Raw genomic sequence first — 20,871 nt, forward strand, 5'->3', positions numbered from 1 at the left:
CCATTCATAGTCGTAATATGGTAACATTTTCAATATAGAGTGAATGATAGAGAATAGTAAGGAGCATTACATGAAAAAGGTAGCAATCTTAGTATTTATAGTAGCCCTTTTATCTGTCTCTGCTTGTAGCATTGGAGAGTATGATAAAGAAGTTCATACAGCGATAGGAGCATTGAAAGATGATCAGTATGGAAATGCGCTTACTCACTTAACAAAGGCGCAAAAGGCAAGTCCGACAGTGGAAGTCATTACATATATTGATGAAACGAAACGGATGCAAAGCAGTGTGCAAGCAATTGAGCAAGGAGATTACGCAGATGCCAAAATGTACGCGAATCAACTCGTAGATGCTAAAGATTCTTCTGAAATTACAGTCATATTGAAGGAAAAGGCAAGTGCTATTATTAACAAAGTAAATCAGTGGGATACACAGCAACATGAAATGACAAATCAACTTCAGAAGGCACAATCTTTAGCGAATGAAAAGAAATACGACGAAGCAGAAACTATTCTGAAACAACTTTCTGATACTACCTCGCAAAGTGAACAAATTAAGGCATTGGCAAAACAAGCAAATCAACTATGGAAAGAAGTGGACCAGGAAAAAAGAAGCAAACAATCGACACCGGTGTCTCCAGCAAGTCCGAGTGGGAATCAACCACTAACCAAGTCACAGGCTGAAGATGCCGTTCGCGCTTATTTGAAAATACCCGCTAATTCCAGTTATATTGCCGAATATGATCAAACAAATGATAAGGGGCTTTATGTAATTCACGTGTATGAACAAGTACATGATGCAAGTCTTGGCCATGGTGCGACAATTGGATATTATATTGTAGATCCTAGTACAGGCAATGTTTCTCTTTCTAATGAATAAGACTATACAAGCGAGTATCAATTTTTCAATTAACATGATGATTGTATGATAAACTTGTGTAAAAATAGAACTATACTATGATCTTATTCATAAGGGGAGAATATTTGTGCAACCGGGGGAAGATACACGCATACAAATAATAGTTGAACAAGCCATCGAATTATTTTCTACGAAAGGATATGACATAACACTTGATGAGCTTGTTGATCGTTCGGGGATTTCAAAAACAGTAATTTTGAACTATTTTAAGTCAAAGGAAGACATCTTACAGTTTATTAGCAGACAGCAAATTCACTCGATTCAAGAGCATATTCGTAGGTTGCAAAATCAGATGGGGTTGCTAACACCGACCATTATTCAATTATTCGTGGATTTTTCAAATGATATCCAGAATAGTCAAACACTTATGCAAACATTATTTCAATCCTCACTTAGGAATCCCACGTTTCGTCAAAATCAATATGAAGCAGTGGGCCTGATTAATGATGTATTAGAAGATTTATTTGAAAGAGGACAAAAGTCTGGAGAGCTTACTACTTTACTATCTGCCTATACTATGGCACAGCTAGCAAGTCAACAATACTTCGGAATTCTGCTTAACTGGTGTATGAGTAGTGAAAATTATTGTCTTCAGGACCGTGTGAAAGTCTCATTTGGCATGTTATTTAATGGATTGTTGAATAGATACTAGATGAAAAAAGCTTCTCCTCGGAGAAGCTTTTTTCTGTAACATGTTACATTGTTTTGGCTGACGAGGAGAATTCTGTATGCTCAGGGATACGAGTTAATATAAAGCCACCAATTATGAAGAGGATTACAATGCTTAGTACGCCTGCATTCGTTTTTCCTGTTGCTTGTGCGGTTATACCAACAAGCAAGGGTCCCATAATCGCCGCAAATTTACCAAAAATATTATAAAATCCGAAAAATTCATTGGAGGATTCTCGGGGGATGATACGGGCAAAGTAAGAACGACTTAATGCTTGAATCCCCCCTTGGGAGCTTGCGACTAGCATTGCAAGAATCCAAAAATCGAGTGTGGTTTTCAAGAAGTAGGCGTAGGTACAAATAAAAATATACATCCCAATCCCTACAAAGAGCATCATTTTTCCTGAAAATATTTCGGCCAATCTTCCGTATAAAAGTGAAAAAGGTCCCGCTATAATTTGTGTAGCAAACAAAATGATAAGTAAGTTTGTACTGCTAATACCTAGGTCGGTTCCGTAAGCAGTAGACATCGTTATAATCGTGTCTACTCCGTCAATGTAGAAGAAGTAGGCGAGTAAAAATAAGAAGACGATTCGGTGCTTTTTGACATTGCGAAAGGTTTGGAATAAACGTTTAAAGCTTTGTCTTACTGAATTTTGTTCCCGTTCGATATAATAGGTTTGCTCAACGTTACGGAGCATGGGAATGGTGAAAAGTCCCCACCAAAGAGCTGTAATGGCAAATGCCATTTGGCTAGCAACGGTAACGGAGAAGGGAAGCACTTGATTTTGTGCAAGTATAATTAGGGCAATAGCGATAATGAATGGAATGGTGCTACCAATGTAGCCGAAAGCAAAACCTCTTGCTGATGTACGATTCATTCTTTCATCGGTTGTGACATCTACTAGAAATGCATCATAAAAAATATTAGCACCTGCAAATCCAATGACCGTTAACATGTAACAGATAAGCAGAAGTAGCCATTGACTATTAGGAACAATTGCAAGCATTGCTGTGAAAATAATGCCAAGTGCAAAGAAAAACGTAAAGAATCGCTTCTTAAAGTCTCGGTAGTCAGCGATAGATCCTAAAATTGGTGCTAGCAAGGAAATAAGAAAGGTAGCAAATGAATTTGCATAGCCCCAGTATGCCGTAGATGTTGCCGCGGCTACTCCTGCTTCCTTTGCAGCCGCTTTAAAATAAATGGGAAACACGGCTGTTGTTATAATCAGTGAATAGGAAGAGTTTGCCCAATCGTAAAAAATCCAGCTTTTTTCTTTTTTTGTTATCCCTGTCATTTGATAATCCTCCCTATTTTTCTACCGTAATTGTACACAATGTAATCTGGTAAAAATGGGTGATGAATAAAATTTAATACATACTTTACAAATTATTGTCGTTGTAGCAATTCATCAACACAAGCTCCGTCTGTTTCGCCTAAATCTAAGCCGAGAAGGGAAGCAATCGTTGGGCCTTCATCGATGAGGCGCATAAAGGGAATAACAGCGCCGGTGCGAATTCCTTTTCCAACAGCCATAAATACGGTTGTATAGCTATCCTTTGTAGGAGAATAGCCGTGTGTAGCCAGGGTATATTTTTTATCAGCCTTGGTGTCTTCGGGTGTAATTCGTAATTTATATGGTCCAATCCAATCTTCTAGAAAATAATAACCTTTCTTTGCTTCTAGCATGAATAGGCATGTACCATCTGCTCCTCGTTTTCTTGCTTCCTCTCCGCTTATGACAAATTCAATGCCGCTAGATGGATCAGCAAGTAACTGTTCTATAATTTGTGAAATTTTCATTTTTGTTTCATGATCGTGTTTATCTTTCATATATATATATGCTGAACCATCACAGCTATTGCAATATGCCTTCCAGTCTGTTACATGTCCTTTTGCATCGACTGTAATGAGATTGTGTTTATGAAGCAGTACGTTTAGTTGTAATGCATTAGCTTCGTCTAAAGCGCTATGATCACCTAATGCGATAATAGTACTGTCATCTGTTAGGTTGCTTTCTTTTAGTGCATGCATTAATTGCCCAAGTCGGTTATCATGACGATGAATGGCATCGATTGCTTGCTTGGAAGAGAATCCATGCATATGACGCTGCGTATCCAAATCGGTGAAATGAACGAACATCACATTTGGCTTTTTTGATTTAATTGTATGAACAGCTGAGGCAAGAACGAAATCATCTAGTTCTGGTTGATTCAATCCGTTTCGAAAATGACCAAATCGTCGATTCATATCCAATTGGTAGAAGGGGCTTCCATTTAGAAGAGAGACAAGAATTTGATTGTGCCAAGGGCGATTGGAAACAATTTCAGGCATATTATAATCTATATTTGCTTTCGCTGTGACGGGCCATAGAAGAGAAGCCGTTGTAAGACCCGCTCGCTTTGACTCATCATAGATGGTCGTTCCTTGGATGTGACTCCGGTGCCAATGCCAATCGGGAGATAAGCGTCCTGGCTGTAATAATGTATTACTAGTAATACCGTGCCGTGACGGATAATTACCGGTTACAATTGTTGCATGAGACGGATATGTAACAGAAGGATAGATAGCTTCTACCTTATCGGCATATGCTCCTTTTTGAAGGAGTGTACGAAAATGAGGAAGCTCCTGCAAAAGTGGAAAATCCAATGTAGACAGACAATCAAATGAAATAATAAGTAGATGTTTTGTTGCAGGTTGCATAATAAAAAAACCCCCATACTTGTAAACTAGTAAGATTGTAATACGATATGAAGAGGAAAAGTATGCATTTACAAATTTTTCACATAAACATATAAAGTTTACCATTTAGCAATCGATTCTCTACACATTAATGAGAAAGGAAATTTTTCTAATCTTACTACTATGAAGTAACTGGATAAAAATTTAGAAGAGAGACTATAGGAGTCTCTCTTCTAACATTACTTTATTAATGTTCCAAGCTCTTCTGTAATGGCTTGCATTTCGCTAATGCTAAATGTTTCGCGCTTCATAACATGGTTATAAATATCTAGTAAATCTTCATACATTTCCGTATTAAAATTTTCTGGACGCACTGCACCTGCATTTACCATACGAAGCTTTTCTTTAATAGCTTCCACCATATAGGCGATATTTTCTGTTGATTGTACCGTTAAATCCAATGGAATTTCCTCCTCCAATGTGAACTAATTCTATATTATCACCTTTTCGACAATATATTGTAACGATTTCTACCGTTGCTTCCTAGTTAATACGATAAAATAACAAATAGTGGGAGATAAAAAATATCCACTGCATAACATAAAGTTTCCCCGTATACTAGGTGTAACGAACTTTAATAAAGGGGAGAATGAAAATGATTCATGTTTTGTTTGTATGTCTTGGAAACATTTGTCGTTCGCCTATGGCAGAAGCAATTTTTCGAGAGTTACTTGTTAAGAATGAGTTGCAAGAAAAAATTGCAGTAGATTCAGCTGGAACGGGTAACTGGCATATTGGAGAGGCACCGCATATTGGAACGCAAAAAATATTAACAGAAAACGCAATTTCCTATGAAGGAATTACTGCACGCCAAGTAGAAGAAAGTGATTTAACAAAGTTCCATTATATTATCGTAATGGATGCAAATAATTTACAAGACGTTCAACTTTTCGGCCAACCTAGAGGTTACGTAGGACGACTATCGGACTTCGTTCCAAATGAAAATTGGAAGGACGTGCCCGATCCTTACTTTACCGGAAATTTTCAGGAAGTATACGACCTCGTAACAGAAGGATGTAAGCACCTATTAGCTCATATTAGAAAAGAGCAAGGAATCTAATTTTATGGAGAGGGTGAAGAGAAATGGCAAAGAAAGAGACAGACAAGAAGAATACATTTGCGCGTAACATTACAATTGGTGTAGTGGCTGGTACAGTTGTAACATTATTCAAGAAAGAAAATCGTGAGAAATTAGTTGGAAAAGCTCGTGAAGCTAAAGAAAAAATATGGAATCTTCGTGAGCAAGCAGTGCCAATGAAGGAACGTGTGAAAGAAACCGTTCAAGATATTCGTGCAAAGGGTAGTCAATTAACTGACAAGGCAGTCGTGAATGAAAAAATTGAATCCATAAAAAAAATAACGCCACTCGTAATCGAAACCTTACAGGAATCACGGGACATTTTTAATAAAAAGAAACAAGAGTTGAAGGAAAAAGAAGATGCAAAGCGGAAAGAAGAGGAACTTCTTGCTGCACAGGCTGAAGCATCGGCAACTACTGATCAAGAGGTACTAACCGAAGGAGAGACCAAACCTGAGGAAGGGCAAGTAGTGGAGGCTTTAGTAGAAGGAACAGAACAAGTACATGGAACAATTGCATTAGAGAAAAAAGAAGAAGCTGGCGGGGATAAAAAGTAAGAAGTAGGTGAGCATATTGTACGCCGGTAGGAAAATAAATAAGATAGTTACATTTTTCATTGGATTGTATGGACGAACAAAAAAAGATGATGTGGCGGGTCTGGCTTCCCAGCTCGCTTATTTTTTCTTATTGTCGCTTTTTCCAGCGCTTGTTTTTTTATTAACAATTGTCGGTTACCTTCCGTTGGAATCCCAAGATATTCTCTTGTTTTTAAAGCAATATATACCGTCTGATGCTATGAAGGTAATTGAGACGAATGTAACGAAAATTGTACAAAATCAAAATGGTGGATTGTTGTCATTTGGTTTATTAGGTACGCTTTGGGCGGCGTCTAATGGAATTAATTCTATTATGTATGCCTTTAATCGTGCGTATGATAGGAAAGAAACGCGCCCATTTTACATAACAAGAGCAATTTCGATTGTATTAACCATCGCGATGGTATTTATCATTATGTTTGCACTTGCTTTGCCTGTGTTTGGAAAATTAATCGGTTCTGCTATTTATGAGGTGTTACAATTACCCGGGAGTTTTTTAGAAATATGGGGTACGCTGCGGCTTGTTCTTAGCTTTTTTGTATTATTTTTCGTCTTTGCCTTTCTTTATAAGTTTGCCCCTAACCGAAAGCTGCATCCGAAAGAGGTTATGCCCGGAGCAGCGTTTGCATCAGTTGGATGGGTTGTTGTTTCCTATTTGTTTGCATTTTATGTGGAGAGATTCGGGAATTATGCGAGTACTTATGGCAGCTTAGGAGGTATTATTGTTCTCATGCTTTGGTTTTATTTCACAGCATGGGTCATATTACTTGGAGGAGAGCTAAATGCCATGATTTATAGTGGACGCCATACAGGTAGTGATTACCATACTAAAACGAAGGATTGATTCCCATACTAGTAATGAAAAGGGGGGTCATTTCATGAGTAAAAACTTACATGGAAATGCGAAAAATGATAAAAATCAACGCAAGCAGCACAGTAGCTCACAGCCAAAGCACAAAACGAGTAGCAGTGCAAATGGTTCTAACGACTATCATTAACAAAAAGAGACTCCAGAGGAAATGTCCTTCTGGAGTCTCTTTTTTTGCTATTCATTTGCTTTTAATAAACGTAAGCCATTTAAAATGACAAGAATGGTGCTTCCTTCATGCCCAATTACTCCGTATGGAAGAGCTAATAATTGTAGGAAGTTTGAGCATATGAGTAAGGCAATTACAGTTAGTGAGAAAATAACATTTTGTTTCACGATCACATTCATGCGTTTTGATAAACGAATGGCTTGTGCTAAACGTGTAAGTTCATTTTTCATTAGAACAACATCGGCTGTTTCAAGTGCAACGTCCGTGCCTTCTCCCATTGCAATACCAATACTTGCCGTTGCCAGTGCAGGCGCGTCATTAATACCGTCACCAACCATCGCAACTGTTCCATACTTTTCTTTTAGTTCTTTAATTACTTCAACTTTCGTCTCAGGAAGACATGATCCATAATACTCAGAAATGTTACCTTCTGCAGCGATTGCCTTTGCTGTTTGTTCGTTATCCCCAGTAATCATTACAGATTTAACACCAAGATCACTTAATTTTTTAATTGCTACTAACGTTTCTTGCCGAAGAATATCCTTTAAAGCGATTAAACCAACAATGCCTTGTTCATCGCTCATATATACGATTGTTTTTCCATCATCTGCAAGACGGGATGCAATTCCACCAGCAAATGTAGAAGCATCTTCCCCAACGAAAGCAGGTTTCCCGATTTTATAGGCAGTAGCATGAACAACTCCCTTTAGTCCAAATCCAGTTACATCTTCTACTTTTTCGGGTTTGATCAGGGTCACACCGTACTTCTCTTTCGCAAATTTCACAATGGCCTCAGCTAAAGGATGGGTCGAATGGCTTTCAATAGAGGCCATTACTTGAATCATTTCAGCCTCAGTAATTCCTTCGCGAACAAATATGTCGGTTACTACAGGACGTCCTTGCGTTAATGTTCCTGTTTTATCAAAGGCAATCGCTTTTAAAGAAGCGAGACGTTCTAAGTGAACACCGCCTTTAAATAAAATGCCATGTCTGGCACCGTTTGAAATAGCAGAAAGACTAGCAGGGGTTATGGAAGCAACGAGAGCACAAGGTGATGCAACCACTAGTAATATCATTGCGCGGTACAAGGTTTCATTCCAGCCCCAGCCAAGAGCATAGTGGGGAACGAACATCATTAATGCAACTACAGCTAATACAGCTTTTACATAAGTTCCTTCAAACTTTTCAATGAAAAGCTGAGAAGGAGATTTTTCACTTTGGGCACTTTGTACCATACGAATAATCTTTTGAAATAAAGTTTGGTCACTGCTTTTCGTGATTTTTATTTCAATTGCTCCGCGCATATTTACTGTTCCTGCAAATACATTATCATTTACTTTTTTTTCATTCGGAATAGGTTCTCCTGTAATGGCAGCTTCATCTATATTTGTTTCACCGAGAATGATAATACCGTCTGCAGGAATTCGTTCGCCTGGTTTCACGAGAATAATGTCTTCGATTAGTAAGTCTTTCACAGCTACTCGTTCTTCTGTACCATTTGAAATACGAAGTGCTTCTTCTGGCTGCAAATCGAGAAGGGCTGAGATTTCTTTTTTGCTTTTGTTCATCGTGTATGTTTCCATCGCACCGCTAAGGGCGAATATAAAAATTAAGATGGAACCCTCTGCCCAGTAGCCAATAATAGCGGAACCAACAGCAGCGAAAATCATTAGCATTTCTACATTTAAATCCTTATCCTCAATCGTTTTTGTAATTCCTTCTTTTGCTTTTGCATATCCTCCAATAATAAATGCAAGTACAAAGAATGCAACAGAAACGGTATTTGCTCCTTGTTTATCTAATAGCCAGCCAATAAGAATGAAAACACCAGAAGATAGAGCGAAAATAAGGTCGTAATGATTCTTAAACGTTTCTATAACTGAAGATTTGTTAGTATTCTCTTCTTTTTGAACAAGTGATTTTGCTTGATTGCTCATTTGTATTATCCCCTTTCCTTATTCTAATGAGAAAAAGAATCAAAATCGGCACCCCTAAAAAACACGAAAGCTGCCATCCAGATGGATAGCAGCACAATAAATCAGTTCATGAGGTATTCGATTTATATTTTCTTATACTGTGATTATATCATGAATTATCATGACTACAATAGGGGAAAACTGGTATGATTATTTTCTTAGTGAGTTGCGGACAGTAATTTGTAGAAATTTCGCTAAATCTGGATGGTAGTCTAAGTTGTAATATGGGATAAGAACAGATAAGATAAACACAGTATCCTTTTTTAGTTAAATGATTTGATACATCGGATTATGGATGGAACGATTGTATTTTTTAAAATAGGAGAGTGTAATACGATAGAATGGAATATCATATAATGGAATTTATTGTGCATTATGGATATGCGGGCTTAATTTTGATACTGGCCGGAGGTGTTGTTGGGTTACCAGTTCCTGATGAACTACTTCTTACATTTGTTGGATATAATGTTTCACAAGGGTTTATGACATACGTTAGCGCAGTTTTATGTGGTCTAATAGGGGCTATGCTTGGGATTACGCTCAGTTACTTATTAGGGAAGCAATTTGGTCTACCTTTACTTCAAAAACTTGGCCCTAAATTTGGAATTACGGATAAAAGAATTCAACGCACGCAGTTATTATTTGATAAATATGGTCCATTTCTTTTAATCATCGGTTATTTTCTACCTGGTGTTCGTCATTTGACTGCGTATTTTGCCGGTATTTCATCGCTAGGCTTCCGGCGATTTTGTACCTATGCATATGGAGGGGCATTCATTTGGGTGACGTTGTTTGTTACACTTGGACTAAAGCTAGGAGATAGCTGGCATACGGTTGTACGATATATTCATCATTATGGTGTTATGCTAACAATCACGCTTTGCTGCGTTGGAGCGTTAATGTGGGTATATGTACAGGCAATGAAAAATGCACGGGAAAGTTAAAATGAGTAAAAAAAAACAAGATTGGCATAGCCAATCTTGTTTTTTTTTATTTAGCAGCTGCAAGACCTGTGATTTCTGAAATTTTATCTGCAGGTTGTGCTTGACCGTCAATGGTTACGCTAACCTTTTGATTTGGATTTGCTGTAACAACCCATGCGTTCGGTAAGTAGCGAGATTTGAATTTTGTTGCTGGAACGTTAATAATATCTCCCATTGCATATAACGTAGCGGAAGCGCCGCCGTCCATTGCCATGGCATTGTATGCACCCTTTTCATATAATAAATCTTGACAATCTTTTATGGATGCACCAATACTGTGTGTTTGTCTTCCGTCAATGACTAGAAACATAAGTGTTCCATCTTTCTTTTGTGCCATGATGGTACGCGGACCATATCCCCAGCCACCGTTGCCGCTCGTAATCATTTTTTCGCCTTTTACGATCAATTGTGGCATAAATCCGGCAGCAGAGACTACACCTTTATTAATAAGTTGTTTAGCAGAGTAATCACCGGTAATCATTTCACCATATTTGGTTAATCCAGCAATAACGGTGTTTGAATTTTCATCTTTCGGGGTATTGATAATTTTACCATCTGCAATAACAATCCCAATTCCAACTGCACCGCCGCCAACACCTGTTTCATCAACAAATCCACTTGCATTTACAGCAGCCAATGCTTTTTCCCGTTGTGCCATTACATAAATCTTCTCACCGACATCTGCACCTTGTGTGCCTTGCTGATTAACAAGTTTCACATTAAGAGGGTTGCTTATAGTCATTAGCTTTCCTTCATAATAATGATCATCGAACTTTTGCTTCACTGTTTCAACGTTTATGGATAAAGGTAGTGATTTACGTCTATCAAGCTCTTTTTGTGATAAAGAGTTAACTGCATCATCACTATTAATCGTTTTCGGACTATAAATATTTTGCAGAATAGCATCTAATTCTGCTTTTGGTAATAATAACAATTGTGCATATTGTCGATGCTGTGAAGTAAGAATTGTTTCAGCAGCAATCGTTCGTAATTGATGACCATATGGTGTCGCAAATAAAATTACTAATCCACATATTATAATGCTTAATCCTGTTGTTAAAAGAATTTTCAGAGAAAGGATTAGCTTTCGTTTCATTCATAAATCTCCCTTCGTATCACACATAGCAATGATATTGCTACAAAATATAAGTATACAAATAAAACAAGTAATAGCAAGTTAAAAAATCACAAAAAAAATTGTATATAAATCATCTTCCTTTGTAGCTATGTATAAAAATTCATACCCACTCAAAAAGTATAATTCTTCATTGAATAGGAGTGTAGCTATTTTGGGATGAATGTAGAGCAAAATAAAACAAATTGGATAATAATACTATCTAAGTTTTTATACAATCTAAAGAATATAATATAGGTGCTTTCATAACTATTCAATTACAGATGTGTTAAAGTTTCATGTAGTTCTCCCCGTTTCATTGTAATATTTGTATTGTAGCGTATGATAAGAAGCTAATGATAAGGGCTATTTTTTGATACATTTGTAAAATAAAAAGGAGAAGGGCAATTTAATTGCACCTTCTCCTTTTTATTGAATATTCCCCTGCAGTATAACGATATTACTCTGCAATTTCTTCAAGTAGAAAATATGTTACGTTGTAGATATGCTCAACTTCCTCGTCTGTCATGTACGTCAACTCTTCACGTTGGATACCTCTTTGCTTTTGGATAAACTCGATCATGTTTTTACGTTCTTCTCTTCTCATTATAATTTCCCCTCTCTTATTGTTTTAATACAGTTTATTTAAGTTACGATTATTATATAACAGATAAAACAGTAAACACTACACTTTTTTTGAAAATTCGGAATTATTACAAGGGAATAACTTAGACAGGATGAGTTTTTATTTGTCTGTGCAGGAACTGCTCATTGGATGTCGTGTTTACTGAAGAAATCGATAAATGATGTTACTCTGCAATTTCTTCAAGTAGAAAATATGTTACGTTGTAGATGTGCTCAACTTCTTCATCTGTCATGAACGTTAATTCATCACGTTGGAACCCTCTTTGCTTTTGGATAAACTCAATCATGTTTTTACGCTCTTCTCTTTTCATCATTATTTCTCCTCTCCTTCTGTTTTAATACAGTTTATTTAAGTTGATATTATTATATAACAGATAAAACAAAAAGTGCTACACTTTTTTAAAAAAAATTACAAAATTTTTTAAAGAAGGAATTAATGAGGAATCATGTAATGGAAACAGGGGAGGAAATCCCCGCTGAATCCTTATAAACTAAGCTTTTCTGGAGTTCCTGCTTTCTCAGCTAAATAAATATGAACAGGAGTTATTTTTACTAGCACGTAGTTTGGATCATCTGGTCCTTGTAACCAGTGATGGAGCGCGTCATTCCAAAATTTGTGTTTCAAGGTTTCATTATCCTCCAGACTAGCTGTCCCTTCTATTTCAACGAAGGGTTCGTTCCAGCTGTTATTTGTACTGCCAACGAGAACATGAACATGATTATTTTTCTTAATATCTGTGACCTTCTTTGATTGACGATCGGCTGCTACGTAAAGTGTTACGTCCTCGTGAAAAAGCATCATGAAGCTACTATGCGGTTTATTATCACGAATGGTAGCCAGTACCCCTATTTGTTCTTGTGCTAGTACACGTAATACCTTTGTCTTTAAATCCATAGTTAGCACTCTCCTTCAACTTGGTTTCGTTCTTACTTTCTTCCAGAAGGATAGTTTTTAACCAAACTACAGAGAAATTTTACGAAATAAAGTGAACAATAATGATAAAATGAAGATTATCAATAGCAAGGAAAGGCTGGGAAAGAATGATAAATAAACTGTTTCTATTATTCGTAACATTTGGAATTCCACTATCAATTGTAGGTAACGTACTCCACTGGCCAGATACGATTATGTTTGGTGTATTCTGTCTTACAATTATTGCGATTGCAAGCTTTATGGGAAGAGCAACGGAAAGTTTGGCCATCGTATCAGGACCACGGATAGGTGGATTATTAAATGCAACGTTCGGAAATGCGGTTGAATTAATTATTTCCATTTTTTCTCTGAAAGCTGGATTAACGGAAGTGGTTCTTGCTTCTTTAACAGGCTCCGTGCTTGGAAACCTACTGCTCGTTGCAGGCTTATCCTTTTTTATTGGAGGATTAAAATACAAACGGCAATCCTTTAATGTATATGATGCCCGTCATAATTCAACACTGTTAATCTTTGCTGTGGTTGTTGCGTTTGTTATTCCTGAGGTGTTTTCACAAACTTTAAATGAGGGGAAAACATTAACGCTTAGTGTGGGCATTTCTATAATCTTAATTTTTCTATATCTAGCTGGTCTCTACTTTAGACTGGTTACACATCGAGGTGTGTATCAGCATCAAGAAGATGTGGCTATAGAGCACGAAACACCGGAGTGGGGTAAGAAAACAGCAATTGGTGTATTATTTGTTGCTACCCTTGCTGTTGCGTATGAATCAGAATCCCTTGTACATACATTTGAATCGGTAGCGAAAACATTCGGTTGGTCGGAACTATTCATCGGGATTATCATTGTAGCGATTGTTGGAAATGCAGCGGAGCATGCTTCTGCAGTATTGATGGCAATCAAAAACAAAGTAAATGTTGCAGTTGAAATTGCAATTGGTTCTACATTACAAGTTGCTATGTTCGTGGCACCAGTTCTCGTAATCGTGTCCATTTTGATGCAGCAGAACATGCCGCTTGTATTTACATTACCAGAATTGATTGCCATGATTACCGCTGTATTCTTAACAATTTCCATCTCAAATGATGGCGACACGAATTGGTTTGAAGGCGGAACGCTGTTAGCTGCTTATATCATTATGGGAATTGGTTTTTATCTACTATAAATAGGTGGGATTTTCTGTAGCAATGTAAAATATAATAGGTAGTAAATCAAGGGAGTTTAAGGAGAAACGAATGAGAATTACACGCTTCGTCTTTTTTGTAGTAGGGTTGCTTATATTGACGCTAGGGGTTAGCTTTACTTTGAAAGCTCATTTAGGAGCGGGTCCATGGGATGCATTGTCTGCGGGACAATCTCAAACGATTGGGTTTACGGTAGGAACATGGGTTATTATTAACGGAATCGTCTTACTGTTCGTAAACGCATTTTTATTAAAGAAAAGGCCAGAGTTTTTAGCGGCTATCACATTTTTTCTGATTGGGACGCTAATTGATTTTTGGTTATTACGGGTGTTTAACAGTTGGGATCCTAGTGACTTAAGCCAGCGCGCAATCATACTTATCATGGGTATTGTGCTAATTGCGGTAGGAGTTGCCATGTATATGCAATCGCATTATCCCGCGAATCCAATTGACAAGCTTATGCTTGCCCTGCAGGAGAGATTCCAGCTGCCATTAATGGCAGCAAAGACAATAGCAGAAGTTACAGCACTTATTTTGGCATTCCTAGTCAAGGGACCAGTAGGAGTTGGCTCGTTATTCATCGCGTTTTGCATTGGACCTATCATACATATTCTATTTCCCAGGATGAATCGCTTACTCATAATGGTTGGCTCTATTTTAAAATAGAGTCTTTTTTTTATGATTTTTTTGGCATAACGAAGCAAGGAGAAGAAAACAATAATTATGATACCTGATATGAAAAAGGAGATGTTTTATGAAACGCACAAAACATGTCATTATGTTTTTCCTTCTTTTGTTTAGTTTCTCGTTTCCGTTTACAGTGTATGGTAGTGAAAAGATTCCGTCCTCTGTAGTGGATATATCAAAGGAAAATACGTATCCGAATGCAACGCAAAATGTACCACGGCTGCAGCCAAGTGAGTTTGCTAGCGGTTTGCTGAAATCATCACCGATCCCTATTGAAAACCCGGATTTAATTCGGATGCTAAATGAAAGCTCAGTTGCAAATGCGCCGCTTGCGGTTGGGTATAAGGCTAGAATTTACTTAGGACAATGGCCGCTTCATTATGAATCCGCAGAAACTGTCGTGAACTGGGAATACCAACAAATAAACAAAAACTATGTCGATAATCGGGGAAACGGAAATTTTGTACAAATGACATATAACCAGGATATGCAGCGCATCGTACGTGGAGGATTATCTGCAAACGTGAAAAACGCCGATGAAGTGAAAAAAATGATGATGCTAAAGGCAATGGATAAAACGCATTTACCCCTTGCATTTCAAACAGTTGTTGGATACGGTACGAAAAATAGCCGTGTCTACAATCTACCACCAAACAACATCGGTTACCTCTATGCCTACGCACCATTTGTAAATGAAAAGGGGAAAATTACATTTGGAGAAGTTTTTCTTGTGTTAAAAGGAAACCAACGCAAACTTGTCATTGAAAACGTCACCTCACAAGGCATTGGAGCATGGATTCCAATACAGGACCGTCTATCATTTGGATTTTTGGCAACAACGAAACCGAGATGATACATAAAAAGATATAATTCCTTCTATTAGTTGAAGGAATTATATCTTTTTTGCTACCTACATATATGCTTGACCCGTTTCCAAACGAATCCCATACTAGTACTAATCATAGAAAATAGGGAGGAGAACAGGCATGAGTATGGCAAATGGCTTTGTGATTTCGACTAACAAAGAGTATCTTGACATCGATGTGATCTATCAGTACTTACACGACGAATCTTACTGGGCTAAGGGGATTCCTCGTTCCATTGTTGAAGAATCGATTGTGAATTCAGTCTGTTTCGGGGTGTATCAGGAGAAGGATGGAGCATACAAACAGGTGGGCTTCGCACGTATGACTACCGACTTAGCTACCTTTGCTTATATTGCTGATGTGTTCATTCTTACGGAGTTTCGGAAGTTGGGGTTAAGTAAAGCGTTAGTGCAAACGATGCTTGATTATCCAGGAATAAAGGATGTTCGAAAAATTCTATTAGGAACAAGGGATGCTCATGGCTTGTATCGTCAATTTGGATTTAAAGAAGTGGAAAATAAACAATTATATATGGAAGTAAAACGGAGACAATATAAATAGAAGAAGCAAAGTGAGTGAAAAACGATAGGTAAGTGAGGGACGTAATACTTTTGAAGAAAAGCGATCCAAAATCAAGCGAATACGATCGGAAAAGAGTGGGATGCGATCGGAAAAGGAGTACTTGCGATCTAAGTAAGGAAAGAAGAGAAGGCATTATTTTTTGAAGAAATGTGAGCCACTATGCCGTGACTTAGTATATAAGTAATTTCATCTATCCTTAAATAGAACAGCTGCAGAGTTATTGGCCTCTGCAGCTGTTTCCTTTTAGAAAGTTTTACAACAATGCTTTTTTCTCTAAAAAGTTTTCGTCTGGATAGTAGCTATTTTTCACAAGGATGTTTGGTCCAAGACATTTGACGGATGGACAATGACAACCAATGGATTTTGCTATTTCTGATTGTTGCCATGTTTCGTATGCTTCTTGCAGGGTGTGTGTTTCAATATTTCCGAGCACTGGAATGTCACCGAAGTCTGTTACGATGATATTCCCATCGAAAATGTTTATATTTAAGCGAGACCGGCCATCTGGATCATTACGAACCGTTACGTTTTTGCTTTCACGAAGCTTTCTAATGATTGCTTGGTCTTGTTTGTCTGTGCTACATGCATAAAATGGAAGGGTGCCAAATAGCATCCAAACCTTTTCGTCACGAATGTCAAGCAGGTGAGAAATGGCATCGCGAATTTCACCTTTTGTTAAGATTTCTAATTTGCTGGCAAAATCACTTGGATACATCGGATGTACTTCGTGACGTTTGCAACCCATTTCTTCTACAATTTGCTTATGAATATGTTCGATGTGCGGCAGTGTACGTTTATTTAGCATCGTTTCTGCTGAAACGAGTATACCTTCTTTTGCAAGTGCTTTACTATTTTCAATCATTCGGCGGAAGAGTTGTTCTCTTTGCGCGATGCTTGGCTTTTTCTCCATCATGGCAAAGCCGCCCTCTACGAAATCGTCAACTGTACCCCAGTTGTGTGAAATATGTAAAACATCTAAGTAAGGAATGATTTGCTCATACCGTGAAAGTTCAATTGTTAAGTTTGAATTGATTTGGGTACGTACGCCTCGTTCATGTGCATACCGTAAAAGTGGGACAACATATTCTTCTACCGATTTTTTTGATAGCATCGGTTCGCCACCTGTAATACTTAACGAGCGCAAGGTAGAAATTTCGTCTAAACGTTTTATCATTAAAGGGAGCGGCAAAGGATTCGGATCTTTCGGCTGTAGTGTGTAACCAACAGCACAATGCTCACATCTCATATTGCATAGGGTTGTAGTTGTAAACTCTATGTTCGTAAGCTTCGATTCTCCGTACTCTTCTACATCTAAATATGCTTCCCATGGATCATAAGAAGGAGTAATCGGTTTTTGTAGTGATATATTCATGTAAAAAACTCCCTTTTTTCGCTATTTCTACGAAAGTCAATAAAAATGCGATTACTTCAACAAACAAATAGTCTAACCTTTATCATAGAAGAAATTTTGCGTTTTATAAACCACTTTTCCAAAAAATTTTCAGGCACATCATGTTTCCTGTATAATAAAACTATTCAGACATAAAGGAGCGAATACTGTGGGAAATGCTGTTCATGATAAAGATTCACAATTACTATATTTGAAACAACGATTAAATATGTTTGTGGAAGTAATCGATACGATTGAACCGGAAGAAGTAGAAGTAGAAGATATAGATCGTTTACTACAAATGCTAGATGAACTGGAACATAAATGTGATCAGTTTAAAAAGGATGAGAAATAATAGACAACAGCTTCCTTTTGGTGGTTTCGTTTTAAATATGTACGGATTTCTATGTCTATATAGTTATACATTTTTAATATGATAGTAACCGAGAGAAACTCCTTCAATTTTTTATACAAGTAGGAGTATAATCAAGTTGTAAAATATTTCGTGAAATTGATAGCGTTCACATTGGGAGGGGTATAAACCTATGGAAAAACTGCAAGACAGTATATATCAGTTGATCGTAGAAACTTCAACACACTTACCAAAGGATGTAAGACGTGCACTTCAACGTGCAAAAGAACGTGAAAATGCCGGAACTCGTGCTTCTATGGCATTAGACACAATCACAAATAATATCGGCATGGCAGACGAAAATGTATCACCGATTTGCCAAGATACAGGTATGCCGACTTTCAAAATTAAAACACCAGTTGGCGTTAACCAACTAACGATTAAAAAAGATATTTATAAAGCGATTGAACTTGCAACGCAAAACGGAAAGCTACGTCCGAACTCTGTTGATTCTCTAACAGGTGAAAACTCTGGAAACAACATCGGAGAAGGAACACCGGTTATTAAGTTCGAACAATGGGAAAAAGATTACATCGACATTCGTCTTATTTTAAAAGGCGGCGGCTGCGAAAACAAAAATATTCAATACAGCCTACCAGCTGAACTTGAAGGTCTTGGCCGTGCTGGACGCGACCTTGATGGAATTCGTAAATGCTTAATGCACGCTGTGTATCAAGCACAAGGACAAGGCTGTAGTGCAGGTGTAATTGGCGTTGGAATCGGCGGCGATCGCACAACTGGCTATGAACTTGCAAAAACTCAATTATTCCGTTCATTAGACGATGAAAACCCAGTAGCAGAATTAAAAGAATTAGAAGACTATATTAATGAAAATGCAAACAAGCTTGGTATCGGTACTATGGGATTTGGCGGCGAAACAAGTTTACTTGGATGTAAAGTTGGCACAATCCACCGTATTCCTGCTAGCTTCTATGTTTCCGTTGCTTATAATTGTTGGGCATACCGCCGTTTAGGTATTAAGGCAAATGCAGAAACAGGCGAAATCATCGACTGGTTATATCAAGAAGGCGAAAATACATTAAAGCCAGTAGAAAAAGCTGAAAAAGAAGAAAAACGTGAGATCGTTCTGCAAGCTCCTATTACAGAAGACCAAATTCGTGACCTTCGTGTGGGAGACGTTGTTTCTATCTCAGGTATGATGTACACAGGCCGCGATGCTATGCATAAATATTTAATGACAAATGATGCTCCAGTAGATTTAAACGGACAAATCGTATACCACTGTGGTCCGGTTGTCATGAAGCATGGCGATAAATACGAAATCAAAGCAGCTGGTCCAACGACAAGTATTCGTGAAGAACCGTACCAAGGCGACATCATGAAGAAATTCGGCATTCGTGCTGTTATCGGAAAAGGCGGCATGGGCGCAAAAACATTAGCTGCTCTTAAAGAACACGGCGGCGTATACTTAAACGCAATCGGCGGAGCAGCACAATACTATGCTGAATGTATTAAAGAAGTTAAGGGTGTAGATCACCTTGAATTCGGGATTCCAGAAGCAATGTGGCACTTACAAGTTGAAAACTTCAAAGCAGTTGTAACAATGGACGCTCACGGCAACAGCTTACATGCTGATGTGGACAAGTCTTCTCTAGAAAAACTTGCTACATTTAAAGAACCTGTATTTAAATAATAGAACTAAGAAAAAGGTATCCTTCTCTTAATTAGAGGAGGATACCTTTTTTTCTTTGCTCTGTACATGATAGGATTCTTTATATGTATCGTAACTGCTAGATTGGTGACCGTTATACGGTAAAAGCAAGCAGGAGGGGAATCAATCCGCAGTGTTGGTGACTGCAGCATCCCAAAATAATGGTTGCCGGTCATCAACACAACAAGGGCACTGAATGATTGTTTCAGTGCCCCTGCCTAACTTTTTTGTTGCTTGTCTTACTCAGCTTCCCCAACAACCGTGAAACGTTCATTCACATGTTTAGGATTTTCAATTTCATCAACGATTGCGATAGCGAAGTCAGCATAGCTAATGTAACTTTCCCCTTTTGCGTTTACTAACAAATGATCTTTTCCTGCTTGATAAGATCCCGTTCTCTTTCCTTCTGGATCAAAGAAAGCAGAGGGGCTAACGAATGTCCATGTAATTCCTGTTGATTCTTGAAGTTCTTGCAAGTTACGACCTTGTCCGGTTGCGGTTGGTTTGAACATAGCAGGAAAATCAGGAGTATCCAGTACTTTCAATGTTTTTTCTGCGTCTACATAAAGACTTCCAGCACCGCCGACGACAATAACTTTTGTATTCGTACCTTTTCCTGCTTCAATTAGAGCGTGGCCTGCATCTACATGAGCTTGCTCCTCGCCTACCGGAGCGCCAAAAGCATTCACTACTACATCAAATTGCTTAACATCATCTGTAGTTAAATCAAAGATACTTTTTTCAATAACAGGTACACTTTTATCAGCAAGCTTAGATGCATCTCTTACGATAGCAGTTACCTGATGACCTCGCTCTACTGCTTCCGTTAAAATACGATTTCCTGCTTTTCCGTTTGCCCCAATAATTGCAATTTTCATGTATATCAACCTCCAAAATTTTAATTGTAACAATAATAGTTACATTTTGGCGATGAAAATCCCTTTACTGTAAGAGATCTTCTAGTATGTCAGTCAGTGTTTGGCTGGCTAATTCATTTTCCATGGCCTTCTGTGCCTCGCAAAATTTTTTCTCCAGTGTAGTTTGAATGTTTCGACCAACGACACAATTCGGATTGGGATTTTCATGCATCGAAAAGGTGGATTGATCTTCACTTTGAATCGCTCGGTAAATATCTAACAACGTAATAGCAGAAGGTTCCTTTGTTAATGTTACCCCGGGAATTCCTGCTTGTGACGTGAGCAGTCCAGCTTTTTTGAGCATACTACTGATGCGACGAATCACGACTGGATTTGTATTGACACTGCTTGCGATGAAATCAGAAGTTGCATTTGGTTGAATAGATGCTAATGCCAGAATATGAATTGCCACAGCAAATCGACTATTTTTCATATCATCACCACCATCTTGTAACTATTATAGTTACAATTA

General features: G+C 37.9%; 23 protein-coding genes. 12 read left to right on the forward strand and 11 right to left on the reverse strand.

Annotation, left to right across the window (positions count from 1 at the left end; all coding sequences use genetic code 11):
- Positions 1-70 precede the first annotated feature (70 nt).
- The gene (locus ACAN53_RS15150) at positions 71-877 is read left to right on the forward strand and encodes a hypothetical protein (protein ID WP_379970997.1); all 807 of its coding nucleotides are present in this window, start codon (positions 71-73) and stop codon (positions 875-877) included.
- A 106-nt stretch (positions 878-983) separates the two neighbouring features.
- Positions 984-1,568: a TetR/AcrR family transcriptional regulator gene (locus tag ACAN53_RS15155; protein ID WP_379970998.1), complete on the forward strand. Its 585-nt coding sequence runs from the start codon at positions 984-986 to the stop codon at positions 1,566-1,568.
- A gap of 43 nt (positions 1,569-1,611) precedes the next feature.
- Here the strand turns inward: ACAN53_RS15155 and ACAN53_RS15160 are convergent, their stop codons facing one another.
- From ACAN53_RS15160 to ACAN53_RS15170, 3 genes are all read right to left on the reverse strand, one after another.
- On the reverse strand, positions 1,612-2,883 hold the full coding sequence (locus ACAN53_RS15160) for an MFS transporter (RefSeq protein WP_379970999.1): 1,272 nt from the start codon (positions 2,881-2,883) through the stop codon (positions 1,612-1,614).
- 92 nt (positions 2,884-2,975) lie between these two features.
- Complete coding sequence (locus ACAN53_RS15165; protein ID WP_379971000.1) at positions 2,976-4,289, reverse strand: alkaline phosphatase family protein; 1,314 nt, start codon at positions 4,287-4,289, stop codon at positions 2,976-2,978.
- A 218-nt stretch (positions 4,290-4,507) separates the two neighbouring features.
- A complete protein-coding gene (locus ACAN53_RS15170) occupies positions 4,508-4,729 on the reverse strand; it encodes a DUF1128 domain-containing protein (protein WP_379971001.1) in 222 nt (73 codons plus the stop codon).
- Between the two features lie 194 nt (positions 4,730-4,923).
- On the opposite strand from ACAN53_RS15170, the gene ACAN53_RS15175 reads away from it, so the two are divergent.
- From ACAN53_RS15175 to ACAN53_RS15185, 3 genes are read left to right on the forward strand one after another with little or no spacing between them, the layout of a single operon-like run.
- The gene (locus ACAN53_RS15175) at positions 4,924-5,388 is read left to right on the forward strand and encodes a low molecular weight protein-tyrosine-phosphatase (RefSeq protein ID WP_379971002.1); all 465 of its coding nucleotides are present in this window, start codon (positions 4,924-4,926) and stop codon (positions 5,386-5,388) included.
- Between the two features lie 23 nt (positions 5,389-5,411).
- Positions 5,412-5,963, forward strand: a complete 552-nt coding sequence (locus ACAN53_RS15180) for a hypothetical protein (protein ID WP_379971003.1) — start codon at positions 5,412-5,414, stop codon at positions 5,961-5,963.
- A 16-nt stretch (positions 5,964-5,979) separates the two neighbouring features.
- Complete coding sequence (locus tag ACAN53_RS15185) at positions 5,980-6,846, forward strand: YihY/virulence factor BrkB family protein (protein ID WP_379971004.1); 867 nt, start codon at positions 5,980-5,982, stop codon at positions 6,844-6,846.
- Positions 6,847-7,047: 201 nt separating this feature from the next.
- Here ACAN53_RS15185 and ACAN53_RS15190 read toward each other — a convergent pair whose 3' ends face one another.
- On the reverse strand, positions 7,048-8,976 hold the full coding sequence (locus ACAN53_RS15190) for a heavy metal translocating P-type ATPase (RefSeq protein WP_379971005.1): 1,929 nt from the start codon (positions 8,974-8,976) through the stop codon (positions 7,048-7,050).
- A 380-nt stretch (positions 8,977-9,356) separates the two neighbouring features.
- Between ACAN53_RS15190 and ACAN53_RS15195 the strand changes: the two genes are divergently transcribed.
- A complete protein-coding gene (locus tag ACAN53_RS15195; RefSeq protein ID WP_379971006.1) occupies positions 9,357-9,959 on the forward strand; it encodes a DedA family protein in 603 nt (200 codons plus the stop codon).
- Between the two features lie 46 nt (positions 9,960-10,005).
- Here the strand turns inward: ACAN53_RS15195 and ACAN53_RS15200 are convergent, their stop codons facing one another.
- The 4 genes from ACAN53_RS15200 to ACAN53_RS15215 form a co-directional block, all read right to left on the reverse strand.
- Complete coding sequence (locus ACAN53_RS15200) at positions 10,006-11,094, reverse strand: phosphodiester glycosidase family protein (protein WP_379971007.1); 1,089 nt, start codon at positions 11,092-11,094, stop codon at positions 10,006-10,008.
- Between the two features lie 478 nt (positions 11,095-11,572).
- Positions 11,573-11,719 carry a BH0509 family protein gene (locus ACAN53_RS15205; RefSeq protein ID WP_379971008.1) on the reverse strand — a complete coding sequence of 49 codons (147 nt, stop codon included), beginning with the start codon at positions 11,717-11,719 and terminating at the stop codon, positions 11,573-11,575.
- Between the two features lie 202 nt (positions 11,720-11,921).
- Positions 11,922-12,068 carry a BH0509 family protein gene (locus ACAN53_RS15210; protein ID WP_379971098.1) on the reverse strand — a complete coding sequence of 49 codons (147 nt, stop codon included), beginning with the start codon at positions 12,066-12,068 and terminating at the stop codon, positions 11,922-11,924.
- A gap of 173 nt (positions 12,069-12,241) precedes the next feature.
- On the reverse strand, positions 12,242-12,652 hold the full coding sequence (locus ACAN53_RS15215; RefSeq protein WP_379971009.1) for a pyridoxamine 5'-phosphate oxidase family protein: 411 nt from the start codon (positions 12,650-12,652) through the stop codon (positions 12,242-12,244).
- Positions 12,653-12,798: 146 nt separating this feature from the next.
- Between ACAN53_RS15215 and cax the strand changes: the two genes are divergently transcribed.
- From cax to ACAN53_RS15235, 4 genes are all read left to right on the forward strand, one after another.
- Positions 12,799-13,854, forward strand: a complete 1,056-nt coding sequence (cax, locus tag ACAN53_RS15220; RefSeq protein WP_379971010.1) for a calcium/proton exchanger — start codon at positions 12,799-12,801, stop codon at positions 13,852-13,854.
- Positions 13,855-13,924: 70 nt separating this feature from the next.
- The gene (locus tag ACAN53_RS15225) at positions 13,925-14,539 is read left to right on the forward strand and encodes a YczE/YyaS/YitT family protein (protein WP_379971011.1); all 615 of its coding nucleotides are present in this window, start codon (positions 13,925-13,927) and stop codon (positions 14,537-14,539) included.
- Between the two features lie 88 nt (positions 14,540-14,627).
- Entirely contained in the window at positions 14,628-15,413 is a 786-nt protein-coding gene (locus ACAN53_RS15230) for a YfkD family protein (protein ID WP_379971012.1), read from the forward strand.
- A gap of 133 nt (positions 15,414-15,546) precedes the next feature.
- Complete coding sequence (locus tag ACAN53_RS15235; protein ID WP_379971013.1) at positions 15,547-15,987, forward strand: GNAT family N-acetyltransferase; 441 nt, start codon at positions 15,547-15,549, stop codon at positions 15,985-15,987.
- A gap of 274 nt (positions 15,988-16,261) precedes the next feature.
- Here ACAN53_RS15235 and yfkAB read toward each other — a convergent pair whose 3' ends face one another.
- Positions 16,262-17,380: a radical SAM/CxCxxxxC motif protein YfkAB gene (yfkAB, locus tag ACAN53_RS15240; RefSeq protein WP_379971015.1), complete on the reverse strand. Its 1,119-nt coding sequence runs from the start codon at positions 17,378-17,380 to the stop codon at positions 16,262-16,264.
- A gap of 187 nt (positions 17,381-17,567) precedes the next feature.
- On the opposite strand from yfkAB, the gene ACAN53_RS15245 reads away from it, so the two are divergent.
- Positions 17,568-17,753 carry an SE1561 family protein gene (locus ACAN53_RS15245; RefSeq protein ID WP_379971016.1) on the forward strand — a complete coding sequence of 62 codons (186 nt, stop codon included), beginning with the start codon at positions 17,568-17,570 and terminating at the stop codon, positions 17,751-17,753.
- Positions 17,754-17,943: 190 nt separating this feature from the next.
- Complete coding sequence (locus ACAN53_RS15250) at positions 17,944-19,464, forward strand: fumarate hydratase (protein ID WP_379971017.1); 1,521 nt, start codon at positions 17,944-17,946, stop codon at positions 19,462-19,464.
- A gap of 257 nt (positions 19,465-19,721) precedes the next feature.
- Here the strand turns inward: ACAN53_RS15250 and ACAN53_RS15255 are convergent, their stop codons facing one another.
- On the reverse strand, positions 19,722-20,360 hold the full coding sequence (locus ACAN53_RS15255) for an NAD(P)-dependent oxidoreductase (protein ID WP_379971018.1): 639 nt from the start codon (positions 20,358-20,360) through the stop codon (positions 19,722-19,724).
- A 64-nt stretch (positions 20,361-20,424) separates the two neighbouring features.
- A complete protein-coding gene (locus ACAN53_RS15260) occupies positions 20,425-20,832 on the reverse strand; it encodes an Rrf2 family transcriptional regulator (protein WP_379971019.1) in 408 nt (135 codons plus the stop codon).
- Positions 20,833-20,871: the final 39 nt, after the last annotated feature.

The organism is Ectobacillus soli, assembly GCF_042610425.1.
In the GTDB taxonomy this organism is placed as follows: Bacteria; Bacillota; Bacilli; order Bacillales; family Bacillaceae_G; genus Ectobacillus.

Excerpts from the sequence above, each read along its gene's own strand:
- cax (WP_379971010.1), top strand. The coding sequence starts at position 12,799 with ATGATAAATAAACTGTTTCTATTATTCGTAACATTTGGAATTCCACTA.
- ACAN53_RS15210 (WP_379971098.1), bottom strand. The coding sequence starts at position 12,068 with ATGAAAAGAGAAGAGCGTAAAAACATGATTGAGTTTATCCAAAAGCAA.
- ACAN53_RS15175 (WP_379971002.1), top strand. The coding sequence starts at position 4,924 with ATGATTCATGTTTTGTTTGTATGTCTTGGAAACATTTGTCGTTCGCCT.
- ACAN53_RS15230 (WP_379971012.1), top strand. The coding sequence starts at position 14,628 with ATGAAACGCACAAAACATGTCATTATGTTTTTCCTTCTTTTGTTTAGT.
- ACAN53_RS15225 (WP_379971011.1), top strand. The coding sequence starts at position 13,925 with ATGAGAATTACACGCTTCGTCTTTTTTGTAGTAGGGTTGCTTATATTG.
- ACAN53_RS15255 (WP_379971018.1), bottom strand. The coding sequence starts at position 20,360 with ATGAAAATTGCAATTATTGGGGCAAACGGAAAAGCAGGAAATCGTATT.
- ACAN53_RS15180 (WP_379971003.1), top strand. The coding sequence starts at position 5,412 with ATGGCAAAGAAAGAGACAGACAAGAAGAATACATTTGCGCGTAACATT.
- ACAN53_RS15165 (WP_379971000.1), bottom strand. The coding sequence starts at position 4,289 with ATGCAACCTGCAACAAAACATCTACTTATTATTTCATTTGATTGTCTG.
- ACAN53_RS15260 (WP_379971019.1), bottom strand. The coding sequence starts at position 20,832 with ATGAAAAATAGTCGATTTGCTGTGGCAATTCATATTCTGGCATTAGCA.
- ACAN53_RS15235 (WP_379971013.1), top strand. The coding sequence starts at position 15,547 with ATGAGTATGGCAAATGGCTTTGTGATTTCGACTAACAAAGAGTATCTT.
- ACAN53_RS15195 (WP_379971006.1), top strand. The coding sequence starts at position 9,357 with ATGGAATATCATATAATGGAATTTATTGTGCATTATGGATATGCGGGC.
- ACAN53_RS15200 (WP_379971007.1), bottom strand. The coding sequence starts at position 11,094 with ATGAAACGAAAGCTAATCCTTTCTCTGAAAATTCTTTTAACAACAGGA.
- yfkAB (WP_379971015.1), bottom strand. The coding sequence starts at position 17,380 with ATGAATATATCACTACAAAAACCGATTACTCCTTCTTATGATCCATGG.
- ACAN53_RS15215 (WP_379971009.1), bottom strand. The coding sequence starts at position 12,652 with ATGGATTTAAAGACAAAGGTATTACGTGTACTAGCACAAGAACAAATA.
- ACAN53_RS15205 (WP_379971008.1), bottom strand. The coding sequence starts at position 11,719 with ATGAGAAGAGAAGAACGTAAAAACATGATCGAGTTTATCCAAAAGCAA.
- ACAN53_RS15160 (WP_379970999.1), bottom strand. The coding sequence starts at position 2,883 with ATGACAGGGATAACAAAAAAAGAAAAAAGCTGGATTTTTTACGATTGG.
- ACAN53_RS15150 (WP_379970997.1), top strand. The coding sequence starts at position 71 with ATGAAAAAGGTAGCAATCTTAGTATTTATAGTAGCCCTTTTATCTGTC.
- ACAN53_RS15190 (WP_379971005.1), bottom strand. The coding sequence starts at position 8,976 with ATGAGCAATCAAGCAAAATCACTTGTTCAAAAAGAAGAGAATACTAAC.
- ACAN53_RS15250 (WP_379971017.1), top strand. The coding sequence starts at position 17,944 with ATGGAAAAACTGCAAGACAGTATATATCAGTTGATCGTAGAAACTTCA.